Source organism: Nonomuraea sp. NPDC049607 (genome assembly GCF_040675375.1).
Classification (GTDB): Bacteria; Actinomycetota; Actinomycetes; order Streptosporangiales; family Streptosporangiaceae; genus Nonomuraea.
In genome coordinates this window covers 82,277-99,194 of record NZ_JBFAOV010000029.1, presented here as the reverse complement: position 1 = coordinate 99,194, position 16,918 = coordinate 82,277, and the positions used below count along the sequence as shown (strand labels likewise).

17 protein-coding genes and 1 pseudogene are annotated in these 16,918 nt (G+C 71.7%); 13 read left to right on the top strand and 5 right to left on the bottom strand.

What is annotated here, in order from left to right; translation table 11 throughout:
• Positions 1-59: 59 nt before the first annotated feature.
• The 4 genes from uvrC (at position 60) to whiA (ending at position 4,896) form a co-directional block, all read left to right on the top strand.
• Positions 60-1,964 carry an excinuclease ABC subunit UvrC gene (uvrC, locus tag AB0J97_RS38720; RefSeq protein WP_364098542.1) on the top strand — a complete coding sequence of 635 codons (1,905 nt, stop codon included), beginning with the start codon at positions 60-62 and terminating at the stop codon, positions 1,962-1,964.
• Between the two features lie 44 nt (positions 1,965-2,008).
• A complete protein-coding gene (rapZ, locus tag AB0J97_RS38715) occupies positions 2,009-2,875 on the top strand; it encodes an RNase adapter RapZ (protein WP_357705735.1) in 867 nt (288 codons plus the stop codon).
• Positions 2,876-2,886: 11 nt separating this feature from the next.
• Entirely contained in the window at positions 2,887-3,843 is a 957-nt protein-coding gene (yvcK, locus tag AB0J97_RS38710; RefSeq protein WP_357705815.1) for a uridine diphosphate-N-acetylglucosamine-binding protein YvcK, read from the top strand.
• A gap of 72 nt (positions 3,844-3,915) precedes the next feature.
• Complete coding sequence (gene whiA, locus AB0J97_RS38705) at positions 3,916-4,896, top strand: DNA-binding protein WhiA (protein WP_138714326.1); 981 nt, start codon at positions 3,916-3,918, stop codon at positions 4,894-4,896.
• A 232-nt stretch (positions 4,897-5,128) separates the two neighbouring features.
• On the opposite strand, the gene AB0J97_RS38700 is transcribed toward whiA, so the two are convergent.
• Positions 5,129-5,785, bottom strand: a complete 657-nt coding sequence (locus AB0J97_RS38700) for a hypothetical protein (protein WP_364098478.1) — start codon at positions 5,783-5,785, stop codon at positions 5,129-5,131.
• A gap of 182 nt (positions 5,786-5,967) precedes the next feature.
• On the opposite strand from AB0J97_RS38700, the gene gap reads away from it, so the two are divergent.
• From gap to AB0J97_RS38675, 5 genes are all read left to right on the top strand, one after another.
• The gene (gene gap / locus AB0J97_RS38695; protein WP_357705737.1) at positions 5,968-6,972 is read left to right on the top strand and encodes a type I glyceraldehyde-3-phosphate dehydrogenase; all 1,005 of its coding nucleotides are present in this window, start codon (positions 5,968-5,970) and stop codon (positions 6,970-6,972) included.
• 37 nt (positions 6,973-7,009) lie between these two features.
• Complete coding sequence (locus tag AB0J97_RS38690; protein WP_364098475.1) at positions 7,010-8,197, top strand: phosphoglycerate kinase; 1,188 nt, start codon at positions 7,010-7,012, stop codon at positions 8,195-8,197.
• 1 nt (position 8,198) lies between these two features.
• Positions 8,199-8,984 carry a triose-phosphate isomerase gene (gene tpiA, locus AB0J97_RS38685; RefSeq protein ID WP_357705739.1) on the top strand — a complete coding sequence of 262 codons (786 nt, stop codon included), beginning with the start codon at positions 8,199-8,201 and terminating at the stop codon, positions 8,982-8,984.
• A gap of 99 nt (positions 8,985-9,083) precedes the next feature.
• Positions 9,084-9,314 carry a preprotein translocase subunit SecG gene (secG, locus tag AB0J97_RS38680; RefSeq protein ID WP_090942947.1) on the top strand — a complete coding sequence of 77 codons (231 nt, stop codon included), beginning with the start codon at positions 9,084-9,086 and terminating at the stop codon, positions 9,312-9,314.
• A 77-nt stretch (positions 9,315-9,391) separates the two neighbouring features.
• Positions 9,392-9,736, top strand: a complete 345-nt coding sequence (locus AB0J97_RS38675) for an RNA polymerase-binding protein RbpA (protein WP_082310244.1) — start codon at positions 9,392-9,394, stop codon at positions 9,734-9,736.
• 49 nt (positions 9,737-9,785) lie between these two features.
• Here the strand turns inward: AB0J97_RS38675 and AB0J97_RS38670 are convergent, their stop codons facing one another.
• Both AB0J97_RS38670 and AB0J97_RS38665 read right to left on the bottom strand, forming a co-directional pair.
• Positions 9,786-11,390 (bottom strand): amidohydrolase, encoded by a 1,605-nt coding sequence (locus tag AB0J97_RS38670; RefSeq protein WP_364098470.1) that lies wholly within the window; start codon positions 11,388-11,390, stop codon positions 9,786-9,788.
• A gap of 27 nt (positions 11,391-11,417) precedes the next feature.
• Complete coding sequence (locus AB0J97_RS38665; protein WP_364098467.1) at positions 11,418-12,794, bottom strand: FAD-dependent oxidoreductase; 1,377 nt, start codon at positions 12,792-12,794, stop codon at positions 11,418-11,420.
• Positions 12,795-12,902: 108 nt separating this feature from the next.
• On the opposite strand from AB0J97_RS38665, the gene AB0J97_RS38660 reads away from it, so the two are divergent.
• On the top strand, positions 12,903-13,925 hold the full coding sequence (locus AB0J97_RS38660; protein WP_364098464.1) for a GNAT family N-acetyltransferase: 1,023 nt from the start codon (positions 12,903-12,905) through the stop codon (positions 13,923-13,925).
• A gap of 174 nt (positions 13,926-14,099) precedes the next feature.
• Here AB0J97_RS38660 and AB0J97_RS38655 read toward each other — a convergent pair.
• Positions 14,100-14,516: pseudogene (locus AB0J97_RS38655) on the bottom strand (Clp protease N-terminal domain-containing protein); the annotation flags it as partial.
• A 74-nt stretch (positions 14,517-14,590) separates the two neighbouring features.
• On the opposite strand from AB0J97_RS38655, the gene AB0J97_RS38650 reads away from it, so the two are divergent.
• The 3 genes from AB0J97_RS38650 to AB0J97_RS38640 all read left to right on the top strand — a co-directional run bounded on the left by AB0J97_RS38650 (position 14,591) and on the right by AB0J97_RS38640 (position 16,000).
• Positions 14,591-15,376 (top strand): hypothetical protein, encoded by a 786-nt coding sequence (locus tag AB0J97_RS38650; protein ID WP_364098461.1) that lies wholly within the window; start codon positions 14,591-14,593, stop codon positions 15,374-15,376.
• 87 nt (positions 15,377-15,463) lie between these two features.
• Positions 15,464-15,739, top strand: coding sequence for a hypothetical protein (locus AB0J97_RS38645; protein ID WP_364098458.1), 276 nt, complete (start codon positions 15,464-15,466; stop codon positions 15,737-15,739).
• A 90-nt stretch (positions 15,740-15,829) separates the two neighbouring features.
• Positions 15,830-16,000, top strand: a complete 171-nt coding sequence (locus AB0J97_RS38640) for a hypothetical protein (protein WP_364098455.1) — start codon at positions 15,830-15,832, stop codon at positions 15,998-16,000.
• 71 nt (positions 16,001-16,071) lie between these two features.
• Here AB0J97_RS38640 and AB0J97_RS38635 read toward each other — a convergent pair whose 3' ends face one another.
• Positions 16,072-16,875, bottom strand: a complete 804-nt coding sequence (locus tag AB0J97_RS38635) for a class I SAM-dependent methyltransferase (protein ID WP_364098452.1) — start codon at positions 16,873-16,875, stop codon at positions 16,072-16,074.
• Between the last annotated feature and the right edge of the window lie 43 nt (positions 16,876-16,918).

Below are 16,918 nucleotides of genomic sequence, written 5' to 3'. Positions count from 1 at the left end.
GTCACCTTGTCGGTGGCGCCTACTAGTCTTTGACCGTGGCGAGAGCAGCGGGCAGCCCCTTGAGTTTCCGGCCCAGACCAGGTTCGATCCCCGAGTCGCCGGGGGTCTACCGGTTCAGGGACGCGCACGGCCGGGTGATCTACGTCGGCAAGGCCAAGAGCCTGCGGCAGCGGCTCAACTCCTACTTCGCCGACTTCTCCGCGCTGCATCCGCGCACCCAGTCGATGCTCACCACGGCCGCCGACGTCGACTGGACCGTCGTCGGCACCGAGGTCGAGGCGCTGCAGCTCGAATACTCCTGGATCAAGGAGTTCGACCCGCGCTTCAACGTCAAGTACCGCGACGACAAGTCCTACCCCTACCTCGCCGTGACGCTGGGGGAGGACTTCCCGCGCGTCCAGGTCATGCGGGGGGCCAAGCGCAAGGGCACGCGATATTTCGGCCCCTACTCGCACGCCTGGGCCATCCGCGAGACCGTCGACCTGCTGTTGCGCGTCTTCCCGGTGCGCACGTGCAGCGCTGGGGTGTTCAAGCGGGCCGGGCAGATCGGGCGTCCCTGCCTGCTGGGCTACATCGACAAGTGCTCGGCGCCGTGCGTGGGGCGGGTGACCCCGCAGGAGCACCGCGAGCTGGCCGAAGACTTCTGCGACTTCATGGCGGGCAACACCACCCGCTTCATCAGGCGCCTTGAGAAGGACATGCGCGAGGCCGCCGGCGAGCAGGAGTACGAGCGGGCGGCCCGGCTGCGTGACGACATCCAGGCGTTGCAGCGCGCGCTGGAGAAGCAGGCCGTGGTGCTCGGCGAGGCCACCGACGCCGACGTCATCGCGCTGGCCGAGGATCCGCTGGAGGCCGCCGTCCAGGTGTTCTACGTGCGCGGGGGCCGCATTCGCGGGCAGCGGGGCTGGGTGGTCGACAAGGTCGAGGAGTCCTCGCCCGGCGAGCTGGTCGAGCAGTTCCTGCTGCAGATGTACGGCGAGGCCGGCCCCGAGTCGATGCCGCGCGAGGTGCTCGTGCCCGCGCTGCCGCCCGACGCCGAGGCGGTCGCCGAGCTGCTGACCGAGCAGCGCCGGGCCCGGGTCGAGGTGCGCGTCCCACAGCGCGGCGACAAGAAGGCGCTCATGGAGACCGTCGAGCGCAACGCCAAGGAGTCGCTGGCCCAGCACAAGATCCGCCGGGCGGGCGACCTGACCACGCGCAGCAAGGCGCTGCAGGAGATCGCCGACGCGCTCGACCTCGACCAGGCGCCGCTGCGCGTCGAGTGCTACGACGTCTCCCATCTCCAGGGCGAGAACGTCGTGGCGTCCATGGTGGTCTTCGAGGACGGCCTGGCGCGCAAGAGCGAGTACCGGCGCTTCGCGGTCAGGACCAAGGAGGGCGACGTCGCCTCGATCTACGAGGTGATCATGCGGCGGTTCCGGCGTTACCTGGAGGAGCGTTCGGCCACCGGCGAGCTGGCCGCGGAGGACGACGACGGCCACGGTCCCATCGACCCCGAGACGGGCAGACCGCGCAAGTTCGCCTATCCGCCCAACCTGGTCGTCGTCGACGGCGCCGGCCCCCAGGCGGCCGCCGCGCAGCGGGCGCTCGACGAGCTCGGCATCGACGACGTCGCGGTGTGCGGCCTGGCCAAGCGGCTGGAGGAGGTGTGGCTGCCCGGCGACGACCAGCCAGTGATCATGCCTCGTTCAAGTGAGGGTCTCTACCTGCTGCAACGCGTGCGCGACGAAGCACACAGGTTCGCCATCACCTACCATCGTTCCAAGAGGTCCAAGTCAGTGAAGGAGAGCGCGCTCGACGGCGTGCCCGGCCTCGGGCCGGCGCGCAGGCAGGCGTTGCTCAAGCACTTCGGCTCCGTCAAGAAGCTACGCGAGGCCAGCGCGGCCGAGATCTGCGAGGTTCCCGGCATCGGGCCGGCCCTCGCGGAGGTCATCGTGTCGACGCTGAAGGGAGATACATCGTGAACACCCGCGAGGGAGCGCAGGGTGTCGGCGAACGGAGTGAGGCCATGAGCACCGAGCCGGCGTTCGTCATCGTCACCGGCATGTCCGGGGCGGGGCGCAGCACGGCCGCCAAGGCGCTGGAAGACCTGGGCTGGTTCGTCATCGACAACCTGCCGCCGGGGCTGCTGTTCGCGATGGCGGAGGAGGCGGGCAAGGTCAAGCTGGCCGCCGACAAGGTGGCCGCGGTCGTCGACGTGCGCAGCCTGGCCTTCACCACCGACCTCAACGCGGCCATCGAGGAACTGGAGGGCCGCGGCGTACGCGTGCGGGTCGTCTTCCTCGAGGCCAGCGACGAGGAGCTGGTGCGCAGGTTCGAGAACGTCCGCAGGCCCCATCCGCTGCAGGGCGAGGGCCGTCTGGTCGACGGCATCACCCGCGAGCGCGGCATCCTGCGCGAGGTGCGGGCCAACGCCGACCTGGTGATCGACACCTCGTCCCACAACGTGCACGACCTGCGCAACAAGATCGTCGCCTACTTCGGCGGGGAGGACCGTCCGGGGCTGCGGCTCAACGTCGTCTCCTTCGGGTTCAAGTACGGGCTGCCGGTCGACGCCGACCTCGTCGTCGACTGCCGGTTCCTGCCCAACCCGCACTGGGTGCCCGAGCTGCGGCCGATGAACGGCCTTGACGCGCCGGTCAGCGACTACGTGCTCGGCCAGCCGGGTGCCAAGGAGTTCCTCGACGCCTACGAGGAGGTCCTGCAGGTCGTGGCCACCGGCTACGCCCGCGAGGGCAAGAGCTACGCGACCCTGGCCGTGGGCTGCACGGGCGGCAAGCACCGCAGCGTGGCCATGGCCGAGCAGGTCGCCGCGCGTCTGCGTGACCGCGGCATGGAGGTCCAGGTCAGCCACCGGGATGTGGGCCGGGAGTGACCCATGAACGTATGGAGACGTCCCTGCCCCATCCGCTGAACGGCCCCCGCGTGGTGGCCCTGGGCGGCGGCCACGGGCTGTACGCCTCGCTGTCGGCCTTACGGGTCGTGACCGACCGCCTGACCGCGGTGGTGACCGTGGCCGACGACGGCGGCTCCAGCGGACGGCTGCGCCGCGAGCTCGGCGTGCTGCCGCCCGGCGACCTGCGCATGGCGCTGGCCGCGCTGTGCGGCGACGACGAGTGGGGCATCACCTGGAGCGAGGTCGTCCAGCACCGGTTCCGCAGCGAGGGCGAGCTTCACGGGCACGCGGTCGGCAACCTGCTGATCGTGGCGCTGTGGGAGCTGCTCGGCGACCCGGTGGCCGGCCTCGACTGGGTCGGGCGGCTGCTCGGCGCGCACGGCAGGGTGCTGCCGATGGCCTCGGTGCCCCTCGACATCGTGGCCGAGGTCGAGCTCGACGGCGTTACCTCGACCGTGCGCGGCCAGGTCGCCTGCGCGCTCACGCCGGGCCGGGTGCAGGCCATCTCCCTGGTGCCCGAAGACCCGCCCGCGCGTCCGGAGGCGGTCGCGGCGGTGCACGAGGCCGACTGGCTGGTGTTCGGGCCGGGTTCGTGGTTCACCAGCGTGCTGCCGCACCTGAAGGTCCCCGAGCTGGCCCGCGCGCTGCACGAGAGCAGGGCCAAACGGCTCGTCACGCTCAACCTGGCCCCCCAGCCGGGCGAGACCGACGACTTCTCCCCCCAGCAGCACCTGGAAGTGCTCCGCCAGCACGCCCCCGACCTGGCCTTCGACATCGTGCTCGCCGACACCGGCGTGGTCGACGACCTCGACGCCCTCGACAAGGCCGCGGCGGCGCTCGGCGCCCGCCTCGTCCTGGCCGACGTGGCCGCGGCCGACGGCTCGCCCCGGCATGACCCACGACGTCTTGCCTCCGTCCTGGACGAGATTTTCCTCCAGAAGCGTTGATCCTGGTCGGCGTGGCGCGAAGGTGCGAGAGACTGGCGAGAGCCGGTCTGAATGGGGGAAGGACTAACGCTTATGGCGATGACAGGTGTGGTGAAGGACGAACTGAGCCGCCTGCCGGTGCTGAAACCGTGCTGCCGCAAGGCGGAGGTTTCGACGCTGCTGCGGTTCGCCAGCGGCCTGCACCTGGTGGGCGGCCGCATCGTGATCGAGGCCGAGCTCGACACCAACGCCACCGCGCGGCGGCTGATCAAGGACATCGGAGAGGTGTTCGGTCACAAGGCCGAGGTGCTGGTGCTCGCGCCGGCCGGGCTGCGCAAGGGCTCGCGCTACGTGGTGCGCGTCTACCGCGACGGTGAGGCGCTGGCCCGGCAGACGGGCCTGATCGACAACCACGGCCGTCCGGTGCGCGGCCTGCCCCGGCAGGTCGTGGCGGGCGCGGCCTGCGACGCCGAGGCGGCCTGGCGGGGCGCCTTCCTGGCGCACGGCTCGCTGACCGAGCCGGGGCGTTCGATGTCCCTGGAGGTCACCTGCCCGGGGCCGGAGGCGGCGCTGGCGCTGGTGGGCTCGGCCCGGCGGCTGAAGATCCACGCCAAGGCCCGGGAGGTGCGCGGCGTCGACCGCGTCGTGGTCCGCGACGGCGACGCGATCAGCGCGCTGCTCACCCGGCTGGGCGCGCACGACAGCGTGCTGGCCTGGGAGGAGCGCCGGATGCGCCGCGAGGTGCGCGCGACCGCCAACAGGCTGGCCAACTTCGACGACGCCAACCTGCGGCGCTCGGCGCGGGCGGCCGTCGCGGCGGGCGCGCGGGTGCAGCGGGCGCTGGAGATCCTCGGCGAGGAGGCGCCCGACCATCTGGTGGTGGCCGGGAGGCTGCGGGTGGAGCACAAGCAGGCGTCGCTGGAGGAGCTCGGGCAGATCGCCGACCCGCCGCTGACGAAGGACGCCATCGCCGGGCGCATCAGGCGGTTGCTGGCGATGGCCGACAAGCGCGCCTCCGACCTGGGCATCCCCAACACCGAGGCCAATCTCACCGTCGACATGCTGGCGCCGTAGCGGGTTCGTCGCCGTGCGGGCGCGTGCGGCGTCGTCCGGGAGACCCCCATCCCGTACGGCTCCGCACGGTGGCCTACTCGGTGGCCTACTCGGTGGCCTACTCGGTGGCCCGCACGCGCCGACGTCCGTGGCCGCCCGTCATGGCCGGTCGTGAGGGCTCACGGGCCGCTCGCCGTGACGGAGAGCCCTGTGGGCCGCCTCCGTGGAGGTGCGCCGGCCCGGCGAGGGCCGTTCAGTCCTTGGCGGGCTTGCGCGGCGTGAACAGGTCCGCGGGCGCGGCCTGCTGGGCGGGCGACTGGGCCGGCTCGAACGGCGCCCGGTACTCCTGTCCGGGCTCGTCGGCCGCCTCGGCCGCCTGCTGGGCCAGGGCGGCCCGGTCGGCGCGGCGTACGCGGAAGACGCGCAGCGTGACCAGCAGGAGCGCGGCCACGGCGGCCACCGCGATGTACAGCCACATCTGCCACGTCTGCCCGAGCGGCTCGCGGTAGACCGCCAGGGCGTGGGGCAGTCCCTCGCCGGCGTTGGCCGCCGTGACGTCGCCGAGCCGGGGGGAGGAGGACGTGCCGGACGCGGGCGTGCGCCGCGCGGCGCCGATCATGATGGACGCGCCCGAGATCTGCCCTCCGGCGACCGCCGCCGCCGCGTACAGGGCGGCCACCACCGGCAGCGCCCGGTTGCGCGGGCGGGCCGCGCCCACGGCCAGGGCGACCAGCAGCGCGATCAGGAGTGACAGCGTCACCGACAAGGCGTGGCCGTTGCCCAGCGTGGCCACGGCCTTGGGCAGCCGGTCCTGGAAGAGCACCGCGAACCCCAGTGCCGCCGCGCAGACGAGCGCGGCGACCAGCCCCGCGATCAGTCCAGGAAGCAGGCCGGACCGCTCATGTGACATCTCAGCCCCCAGAGAATGCACGAATTTACTCCGACGAGTCGGGCACTTTACTCGAAGCTCGCAAATTACGCCGCCTGAACGGGGATACGCAGGGCGGTACCTGCAGTGGTCTAAACCAATTTGGGTCCGATAGTGTTCGTGGTTGAGATTCAACCGCCATCTGTTCGAGGAGATCGGTTTCCGTGAGCATCCGCGTAGGCGTCAACGGCTTCGGCCGCATCGGTCGCAACTTCTGGCGCGCGGTCGCCGCCAGCGGCAAGGACATCGAGATCGTCGCGGTCAACGACCTGACCGACAACGCGACGCTCGCCCACCTGCTGAAGTACGACAGCATCCTGGGCCGCCTGCCGTACGAGGTGAAGGCCTCCAGCGACGAGATCACCGTCGACGGCAAGGCGATCAAGGCGTTCGCGGAGCGCGACCCGGCCAAGCTGCCGTGGGGCGACCTCGGCGTCGACGTCGTGGTGGAGTCGACCGGCCTGTTCACCGACGCCTCCAAGGCGAGGGTGCACGCCGACAACGGCGCCAAGAAGGTCATCATCTCCGCGCCGGCCAAGAACGAAGACGTCACCATCGTGATGGGCGTCAACGAGGGCTCCTACGACCCGGCCAGCCACACGATCATCTCCAACGCGTCCTGCACCACCAACTGCCTGGCCCCGATGGCCAAGGTCATCCACGACACCTTCACCATCGAGAAGGGTCTGATGACCACCATCCACGCCTACACGCAGGACCAGAACCTGCAGGACGGCCCGCACAAGGACCTGCGCCGCGCCCGCGCCGCCGCCCTCAACGTGGTGCCCACCTCCACCGGCGCCGCCAAGGCCATCGGCCTGGTGCTGCCCGAGCTCAAGGGCAAGCTCGACGGCTTCGCCATGCGCGTGCCGATCCCCACCGGCTCGGCCACCGACCTCACCGTCGACGTCAGCCGCGAGGTCACCGTCGAGGAGGTCAACGCCGCGATCAAGGCCGCCGCCGAGGGCCCGCTCAAGGGCATCCTCAGCTACACCGAGGACGAGATCGTCTCTTCCGACATCGTCACCGACCCCCACTCCTGTATCTTCGACGCCGGCCTCACCAAGGTCATCGGCAACCAGGTCAAGGTCGTCGGCTGGTACGACAACGAGTGGGGCTACTCCAACCGCCTCGCCGACCTGATCGAGCTGGTCGGCCGCGGCCTGTGAGCATGGTCGAGGCCACTGCGGGGACAGGAGCATGAGCATGCGCACGCTCGACGATCTCGACGTCAAGGGGCGGCGCGTGCTCGTGCGCGCCGACCTCAACGTCCCGCTCGACGGGGAGACGATCACCGACGACGGCCGCATCCGGGCGTCGCTGCCGACGATCCGGGAGCTGGCCGGGCGCGGCGCCAAGGTCGTCGTCTGCGCCCACCTGGGCAGGCCCAAGGGGCAGGTCAATCCCAAGTACTCGCTCAAGCCGGTGGCCGCCCGCCTGGGCGAGCTGCTCGGCCAGGACGTCGCCTTCGCCGCCGACGTGGTCGGCGACAGCGCGCGGCAGACGGTCGACGCCCTCCAGGAGGGCCAGGTCGCCCTGCTGGAGAACCTGCGCTACGAGCCCGGCGAGGAGTCCAAGGACGACGCCGCCCGCGGCGCGTTCGCCGAGAAGCTGGCCGGGCTCGCCGAGCTCTACGTCGGCGACGGGTTCGGCGCGGTGCACCGCAGGCACGCCAGCGTCTACGACGTGCCCAAGCTGCTGCCGCACGCGGCCGGCGGGCTGGTCGTGGCCGAGGTCGAGGTGCTGCGCAGGCTGACCGAGGACACCGAGCGTCCCTATGTGGTCGTCCTGGGCGGGGCGAAGGTCTCCGACAAGCTGGGCGTCATCGCCAACCTGCTGACCAAGGTCGACCGGCTGCTGATCGGCGGCGGCATGGCCTACACCTTCCTCAAGGCCCAGGGCTACGAGGTGGGCCGGTCGCTGCTCCAGGAGGACCAGCTCGACCAGGTGCGCGGCTTCCTCGACGAGGCCGGCAGGCGGGGCGTCGACCTCGTGCTGCCGGTCGACGTGCTGGCGGCCGTCACGTTCGCGGCCGACGCCGAGCACGAGGTGGTCGAGGCCACGGCGATCCCGGCCGACCGCGAGGGGCTCGACATCGGGCCGAAGACGCGCGAGCTGTTCGCGAGCAAGCTGGCCGACGCCAAGACCGTGTTCTGGAACGGGCCGATGGGCGTGTTCGAGTTCGACGCGTTCTCCGGCGGCACCAGGGCGGTGGCCGAGGCCCTGATCGGCTCCGACGCCTTCACGGTGGTCGGCGGCGGCGACTCCGCGGCGGCCGTGCGCAGGCTGGGCCTGCCCGAGGACGGCTTCTCGCACATCTCCACCGGCGGCGGGGCCAGCCTGGAATACCTTGAGGGCAAGACCCTTCCCGGACTCGCGGCTCTGGAGGACTGAGGTGGCCCAGCAGCGCAAGCCGCTCATCGCCGGCAACTGGAAGATGAACCTCAATCACCTTGAGGCCATCGCCCTGGTCCAGAAGCTGGCCTTCGCGCTCAGCGACAAGGACTTCGACAAGGCCGAGGTGGCCGTCCTGCCGCCCTTCACCGACCTGCGCAGCGTCCAGACGCTGGTCGACGGCGACAAGCTGCGCATCGTCTACGGCGCCCAGGACCTGTCCCAGTACGACGGCGGCGCCTACACCGGCGAGGTGTCGGGCGTCATGCTGGCCAAGCTCGGCTGCACGTACGTGGTCATCGGCCACTCCGAGCGGCGCCAGTACCACGGCGAGGACGACGATCTCGTCAACGCCAAGGTGCAGGCGGCCTACCGGCACTCGCTCACGCCCATCCTGTGCGTGGGCGAGGGGCTGGCCGTACGCCAAGAGGGCGGCCACATCGCGCACAGTCTCGGCCAACTCGACGGCGCCCTGCGCAAAATCAGCGCCGAGCAGGCAAAATCGATAGTGGTGGCCTACGAGCCCGTGTGGGCGATCGGCACGGGCGAGGTGGCCACCCCGGAGGACGCCCAGGAGGTCTGCGGAGCGTTGCGGGTGAGACTCGCAGAGCTCTACGACCCCGAAGTGGCCTCCGCGGTCCGTATCCTTTACGGTGGCTCGGTCAAGTCCGGCAATATCGTGGGGATCATGGCTCAACCCGATGTCGACGGCGCGCTCGTGGGCGGTGCCAGCATCGACGCAGGGGAGTTCGCCAAGATCTGCCGATTCTCCGAATTGCCTGGCTAACTGAGTCGTTCTGAGGGTGCGACTTGACAGCAGGCCGTACCCTCAAGAGGCAAGTTTGAATCGTCACGCGTAACAGAGCACTGAAGGAACAGGCATACCGTGGAAATCGGAATCTCCATCGCCCTCATCCTGGCGAGCGGTCTCATGATCCTGCTCGTCCTGCTCCACAAGGGCAAGGGTGGCGGCCTGTCTGACATGTTCGGCGGCGGTTTCTCGTCGAACTTCGGTGGTTCCTCGGTGGTGGAGCGCAACCTCGACCGGCTGACCGTCATCACGGGCACCGTCTGGTTCGTCTGCATCATCGCTCTCGGCCTGCTCATGCGGCCCTGAGACAACAACTGGTTAACGCGTGACAGTGATTCTCCCCCCGTGTCACGACGCGGGGCGATCTAGCGAGGAGTTCATCCGTGGGTAGTGGCAACGCGATCCGTGGCAGCCGAGTCGGCGCCGGCCCTATGGGGGAGGCCGAACGCGGCGAGGCAGCTCCGAGAGTGCGGGTCTCGTTCTGGTGCGCCAACATGCACGAGACGCGCCCCAGTTTCGCCAGCGACGCGGCGGTCCCCGAGATGTGGGATTGCCCACGTTGCGGCCTCCCAGCCGGACAGGACGAGGAGGCCCCGCCTGCCCCGCCCAAGAACGAGCCGTACAAGACGCACCTGGCCTACGTGAAGGAGCGCCGGAGCGACAAGGACGGCAAGGCGATCCTCGAGGAGGCACTGGAGCGCCTGCGCAACAACAAGTCCCCCTGGTAGGCGAGCCGGCGGAAGGGCCCTGGTGCTGGTCACCGGGGCCCTTCGCGCGTCATCGCCCGTGCACCGCCACGCCGTCGACGAACGTCATGCGCACCCGCGTCGTCCAGATGTCGGCCGGGGGCAGGTCGAAGGGGTCGCGGTCGAGCACCACCAGGTCGGCCGGTCGGCCGGGCGCGATCACACCCGCCGGCGAGCGGTTGATCCAGGCCGACCCCTCGGTGTACGCGCTCATCACCGTGGCCAGGTCGAGGCGCTGGCCCGGCAGGAACGGCGTCTGCGCCGTCGGGTAGCCCGCGTGCACCGATCCGCCCGGTTCGGTACGGTTCACCGCCACGTGCATGCCCTGGATCGGATCGGGCTCGGAGACCGGCCAGTCGCTGCCCGCGCAGAACCGGGTGCCGTGCGCCTGCAGATCCCTGAACGGGTACTGCCACGACGAGCGCGGCTCGCCCAGGAACGGCAGCGTCAGCTCGTCCATCTGGGCGTGGTGGGTGGCCCACAGGGGTTGCAGGTTGGCCGTCACGCCCAGCGCGGCGAAGCGTGGCACGTCCGAGGGCTCGATGATCTGCAGGTGGGCGATGTGGTGGCGATTGGCCGGGTCGGTGCCCTCGAAGCTGTCCAGGGCCTCGCGCACGGCGCGTTCGCCGATGGCGTGGAAGTGCACCTGGAAGCCGAGCCGGTCCAGCTCGGCGACGTACTGCTTGAGCTTGCCCGGGTCGACGTACGACAGGCCCGTGCCGCCGCACCGGCAGTACGGCTCCAGCGTCGCGGCGGTGAAGTTCTCCGTGATGCCGTCCTGCATGATCTTGATCGAGGTGGCGGCGAACCGGTCCAGCCCCTCGGCGGCGGCCCGCCGGCGCACCAGGTCCTCGATCTGGTCCTCGCCGCGCGTCCTGTCCCACCACAGCGCGCCCACCACGCGGGCGCGCAGCCGTCCCGCGCGGGCGGCGTCGAGGTAGGTGGGAAGCTGGTCGTCCGAGCCGGCGTACGAGCCGACGATGGCGTCCTGCCAGCCGGTGATGCCCAGCGAGAACAGGTGCTGCTCGGCCTCGGTGAGCGCCCGCGCCTGGTCCTCGGCAGTGGGGCGCGGGGTGAGCAGGCCGACGAGGTCCATCGCGCCCTCGTGCAGCACGCCGGACGGGGTGCCGTCGGCGTCGCGCTCGATGCGGCCGTCGGCGGGGTCGGGGGTGTCCCGGGTGATGCCGGCCAGGTCGAGGGCGCGGGAGTTGACCCAGGCGGCATGGTGGTCACGCTGGATCAGGTAGGCCGGCCGGTCGAGGAAGTCGAGCTGGGAGCGGTGGGGGAGACCGTTGGGGAAGGCTGACATGTCCCAGCCTCCGCCGTCGATCCACTCTTTTTCGGGATTTTTCGTGGCGTAGTTGGAAATCTTGGAGATGTAGGCGTCTAGGCCGAAGATCTCTGACAAGTCGCACTTTGCTCGTTCGAGTCCGGCCTGTACCGGGTGGATGTGCGCGTCGGTGAAGCCCGGCGTCAGCAGGCCGCCGTCCAGGTCGACCGTGTCGTGGCCGGGGGCGCCGCGGGACAGCTCGCCCTCCGGGCCGACGGCGGCGATCACCCCGTCCCGCACCAGTACGGCGTCGCGCCGCACGGCGCCGCCGATGAAGGCGGCTCCACCGCGGAAGAGGATGTTCATGGGGGTTCTCCCTTTCTCGGGACGGCGTCAGTGGCCGGTGATCAGATCGGCGAAGCGGGCCAGGGCCGAGGTCCTGGGCATGGAACGCTCACGGTGGTCGGCCACCCGGTACAGGCGGTACATCGCGTGCACGCCCATCCAGCGCAGCGGTTCGGGCTCCCAGGAGCGCACCTTGCGCCCCACCCAGGGCAGCGACGTCAGCCGCGTCTCCTCCCCGAGTATCAGATCACGCAGCGTGCGCCCGGCCAGGTTCGTCGTGGTCACGCCGTGTCCGGTGTACCCGCCGGCCCAGCCCAGGCCGGTCGCGGGGTCCACGTGCACGGTCGAGCACCAGTCGCGCGGCACCCCCAGCACGCCCGACCAGGCGTGCGCGACCGAGGAGGAGCGGGCCTGGGGGAAGAAGTCGACCAGGAGCCGCCACAGGGCCTCGACCGTCCACTCGTGGGTGCGGCCGCGGGCGTCGATGCGGGAGCCGTACAGGTAGGGACGGCCCCTGCCGCCGAAGGCGATGCGGTCGTCGGCGGTGCGCTGGGCGTACATGTAGTAGTGCGCGAGGTCGCCGAGCAGCTCGGCGCCCCGCCAGCCGACCTCGTCCCAGAAGGAGGCGGGGAGGGGCTCGGTGACGATCATGGAGCTGTTCATGGGCAGCCACTGGCGGCGCAGGCCGTTCAGACGGGCGGTGAAGCCCTCGGTGGCGCGGATGACGTACGTCGCCCTGACCGTCCCGTACGGGGTCACCGCCCTCCCCGGGGCGATCTCGGTGACCGGGGTGCGCTCGTAGACGGGGACGCCGAGGTCGCGTACGGCCCTGGCCAGCCCCTGGGCCAGCTTGGCGGGCTGGATGCGGGCACAGTGGGGGCTCCAGGAGGCCGCCAGGGCCCCCGACACCCGTACGTGCTCCGACGGGTCGGCCAGGCGCAGGTCGGCCTCCTCGATGCCCCAGGCGCGGGCCGAGGCCACCGAGTCGCGCAGCCGGTCGGCCTGGGCGGGGGTGCGGGCCACGTTGACCACGCCGCCCTTGACGATGTCGCAGTCGATCGACTCGTTCCGGCAGACCGCGATGACCTCGTCGATGGAGGCGTACATCTCGCGCTGGAGGCGGCGGGCGTCCGAGCCGTACCGTTCGTGGGAGCCGGCCAGGTCGCCGGTCAGCCAGCCGCCGTTGCGCCCCGAGGCGCCGAACCCGGCGAACTCCTGCTCCAGCAGCACCACCCGGAGCGAGGGGCGGGCCTTCTTGAGGTAGTACGCGGTCCACAGCCCGGTGTAGCCCGCCCCGACGATCGCCACGTCGGCGTCCAGGTCGCCGTCGAGCCGCGGACCGGGCTCCGGCACCCCGGACGAGCGGTACCAGAAGGAGACGTCACCGTTGACGAATCCGGACGACAAGGGAACTCGCGCATTCATGGCCCCATATCCTGCTATATCGGGATCAGGTGGCGCATCTCGCGACGAAATTCGTCATGAAACCCGTCGTTAGCGGGCATGTAACACATGCCGGGCATGCTCTCCCATATGGGATTCTTGCGCATCCGGACCACGGTGGACGAGCGACCCGGACGGCTGGCCTCGCTGGCCTCGGCCCTGGCCGCCAGGGGCGGCAACATCCTCGGCCTGAGCGTCCAGTCCGACGCCGACGGCACAGTCGACGAGTTCGTCGCCGACATCCCGGCCGGTCCCGAGGCCGTGCGCGAGGCGCTGGAGGCCGCCGGCGGCCGGCGCGTCCAGGTGGTGCCGGCCACCGCCCACGAGCTGACCGACGAGCCGACCAGGGCGCTGCTGCTGGCCTCCCGGCTGCGTTCCACGCCCTGGCGGCTCCCCGAGCTGCTGGCCGAGCTGCTGCGCGCGGACGACGCCCGCTGGGTCTACGGTGAACCGGTGAACGATCTGCCCGACCCGACCCTGCTCGTCGTGCCCGTGGCCCAGCGGCGCGCGGTACGGCTGCGCCGCGCCGGGCTGCCGTTCACGCTGACCGAGGCCGCGCGGGCGGCCTCCTTCGCCCGCCTCGCCCAGCCCGCGCCCGGCCGGACCCCCGCCGAACGCGCGGTGAAACTGGCCGACGGCGCCGAGGTCACCGTGCGCCCGCTCACCTCGATCTACCGCGAGGCCGTGCGCGACCTGCACGACAGGTGCTCGCCCGAGGCCCGCAGGTTCCGCTACTTCACCTCGATGCCCGCGCTGCCGCCGCGCACGTTCGACCGGCTCTGCGACCGCGACAGGGGCTTCTCGCTGGTCGCCGGGCACGACGGCCAGGTCGTGGCCATGGCGAACCTCATGTTCACCCCCGACCCCGGCATCGCCGAGATGGCCTTCCTGGTGGAGGACCGCTGGCAGGGGCGCGGCCTGGGTACGGTGCTGGCCGGGATGCTGGTGCGGCAGGCTCGTGACCTGGGGTACGCCGAGGTCAGAGCCACCCTGCTGGCCGACAACGCGCGTATGCGCGGCCTGCTGACCACCCTGGGCGCCGCGCTCGGCCAGACCGAGGATCCGGGGGTCGTGGAGGCGCGGCTGCCGGTCGGCGTGCGGGCCTCAGCCTAGGCCCTCCTCGCGGGGCTCGTCCTTCTCGGCGGGTCCGGCGGCTGGTCCGATGCCGAGGTGGCGTTCGATGCGTTCCAGGCTCTCCTCGATGCGGGTGAGCCGTTCGCCGAGCACCGAGCCGCCGCCGAAGTACACCTCCGTCGGGCGTTCCCTGGTGCCGCGGCCCACGCGGTCGAGCAGGCGCTGGCGTACGTCGGCCAGGTCGGCGCCGGCCTCCACCAGCGCCTGGACTGCCAGCCCCTCGCCCTCCCTGATCAGCCCGAGCAGGATGTGCTCGGTGCCGATGTAGTTGTGGCGCAGTTGCAGGGCCTCGCGCAGGGACAGCTCCAGCACCTTCTTGGCACGCGGGGTGAAGGGGATGTGCCCGCTCGGCGAGCTGGCGCCGCGGCCCACCTCGCGCTCCACGAAGGTCCGTACGCCCTCCAGCTCCACACCGCAGCCGTCGAGCACCAGCGCGGCCAGCCCCTCGCCCTCGCGAATGAGGCCCAGCAGGATGTGCTCGGTGCCGATGTAGTTGTGGCTCATCTGCCGCGCCTCCTCCTGGGCGAGGACGACGACCCTGCGCGCGCGGTCGGTGAAGCGCTCGAACACCGGGGGGCCTCCGTTCGACTGGGGCTGCCTCCACTATGCGCTACAAACCGCGGCGTGTGGGGTATTTGTCCTGTGTGGATCTTGACGAGGTGGCCGGCCGCCTCTACGCAGTCCCGCCGGCGGAGTTCACCGCCGCCCGCGCGGCCGAGGCGAGCGCGGCCAAGGCGGCGGGCGACGTACGGCTCTCCCGCGACATCGCGAAGCTGCGCAAGCCCACCGTCTCGGCCTGGGTGGTCAACCGGCTGGCCCGGGAGCACCCCGGTGAGCTGGCCGACCTGCTCGGCGTGGGGGAGCGGCTGCGCGCGGCCTGGCAGGCGCAGGACGCCGACGCGCTGGCCGAGCTGACCCAGCGGCGCGGCGAGGTCACCGCCAAGGTGGCGAGGCTGGCCAGGCAGGCGGGCGGCCTGTCGGCGGCGGCCGCCACGGAGGTGGACCAGACGCTGGACGCCGCCGTCGTGGACGCCGGCGCCGCCGACCAGGTACGGGCCGGCCGCCTGGCCAGGCCGCTCAGCTACAGCGGCTTCGCCCCCGCCCCCGTCACCGCGCCCCGATCCGAGCCGTCGCGGAGGCGCGGACCGTCCGGGAAGGACGCGGCGGCCGAGGAGAAGGCCCGCGCGGAGGCCGAGGCCAGGCAAGCGCGGGAAGCCAGTAAGGCGCGAGAGCGGGAGGAGGCCGAGGCGGCCCACCGGGAGTGGGCCGAGACGCTGGAGTCGGTCACCCGCGAGTACGACGAACGCGCCGAGAAGGTCGCCCGACTGGAACGCAAGCTCGCCAAGGCCCGCAAGAGGCTGGAGGAGGTCCGGCAACGGCTCCAGGTCACCCGCCGCGAGGAACGCCACGCGCGGCAGCGGCTGGGCTGAGGTGGACGAATTCCGTACGCCGGAAGGAGGGGCGATGACCCCTGGACGCCCGCCGACATCCCGGACCTCACCGGCAGAACGGCCGTCGTGACCGGCGCCAACAGCGGCCTCGGCCTGCCCACCGCCCGCGAGCCGGCCCGCCGTCGGCGGCACGATGGACGAGCTGGACCTGCTGGTCGACAACGCCGGCATCGCCATGACCCCCGCCGCCTGACCGAGGAGGGCTGGGAACTGCAGTTCGCCACCAACCGCCTCGGCCACTTCGCGCTCACCGGGCTGCTCCTGCCACTGCTCCTGGCCGCCCCGGGTGTCCGCGTGGTGACGGTCTCCAGCGAGGCGCCGGCCTGGCCGGTGCGAGCCTGACCAGCGTGGCCGCCCACCCGGGCACCACCGCGACCCACATCTTCAAGCTGGGGCCCCTACAGCCCCTCCTGGGCGTGTTCCTGCAGTCGGGTGCCGTCCCCTCCCTGTAAGCCGCCGCATCACCGGCGGGAGTTCGTCGGCCCGCGGCTGAAGCTGCTCACGCCCTCGGCGAGGGCCAGGTCGGAGGACCTCGCCCGGCGGCTGTGCGAGGTGTCTACGCAGCTCACGGGCGTACGGTTCGAGGAGCTCACCCACCGCTGACGGACGTGCTAGGTGTGCAACCGGGAGCCGGCCCGGACGCTGCGCGCCCACATGCCGCCAGTCCTGGCCTGTCAGCGCAGGCCGTGGGCCAGGTGGGCGCAGACGGGGAAGCCCGTGGCGGCGTACGGGGCGGCCAGGCGGTCGTAGCAGGCCCTGACGCGGGCGGCGGTCTCCGGCGGCTGCCGGGCGATCGTCTCGAAGCGCGGGCCGCCCGCCTCGACGACGCCGGTCCACCAGGCGGCGACGTCCACCCGGTGCCGCCAGCGCAGGGTCCGCACGCCCACCCCCGTGAAGCCCGCCGCCTCCAGCAGCCCGGCGAACCGCTCGGGCCGGTCCACGGCGGCGAAGGGGCGGGCCGGGGGTTCGTACGGGACCCCTGCCGCCGCCAGGGCCTCGGCGAAGACGTTCGTGGCCGTCATCTCGTCGGACTTCCACCAGGTCAGCGCGACGGCGCCGCCGGGACGCAGCACGCGGTGCAGCTCCGCGAGCGTCGCCGGGGTGTCGGCGACGTGGTTGATGACGAAGTTGCCCGCCACGGCGTCGAAGGAGGCGTCCTCGAACGGCAGGACGGGCAGGGTGGCCCGGCGGACCGTGGCGCCGGGGTGGCGGCGGGCGACCAGCTCCAGCATGGCGGGGTCGGCGTCCACGGCGGTGACCGCGGCGCCGGTCGCGAGCGCGGCGGCCGTGACCACGCCGGTGCCGCACCCGACGTCGAGCACCCGCTCGGGACGCCGCTCTCGACGCCGCCCCGGGCGCTGTCCGGGGTGCTGTCCGGGGTGCTGTCCCGGACCGCGGGCCAGGGCGGCGAGCAGCGGTTCGACGGTGTGCGAGCTGAGCCGCGCGAAGCCGCGGTCGTAGGCCTCAGGGTCCCTCACGGGCCACGAGCCTACCCCGGAGCCGAAATCTAACATCTTCACG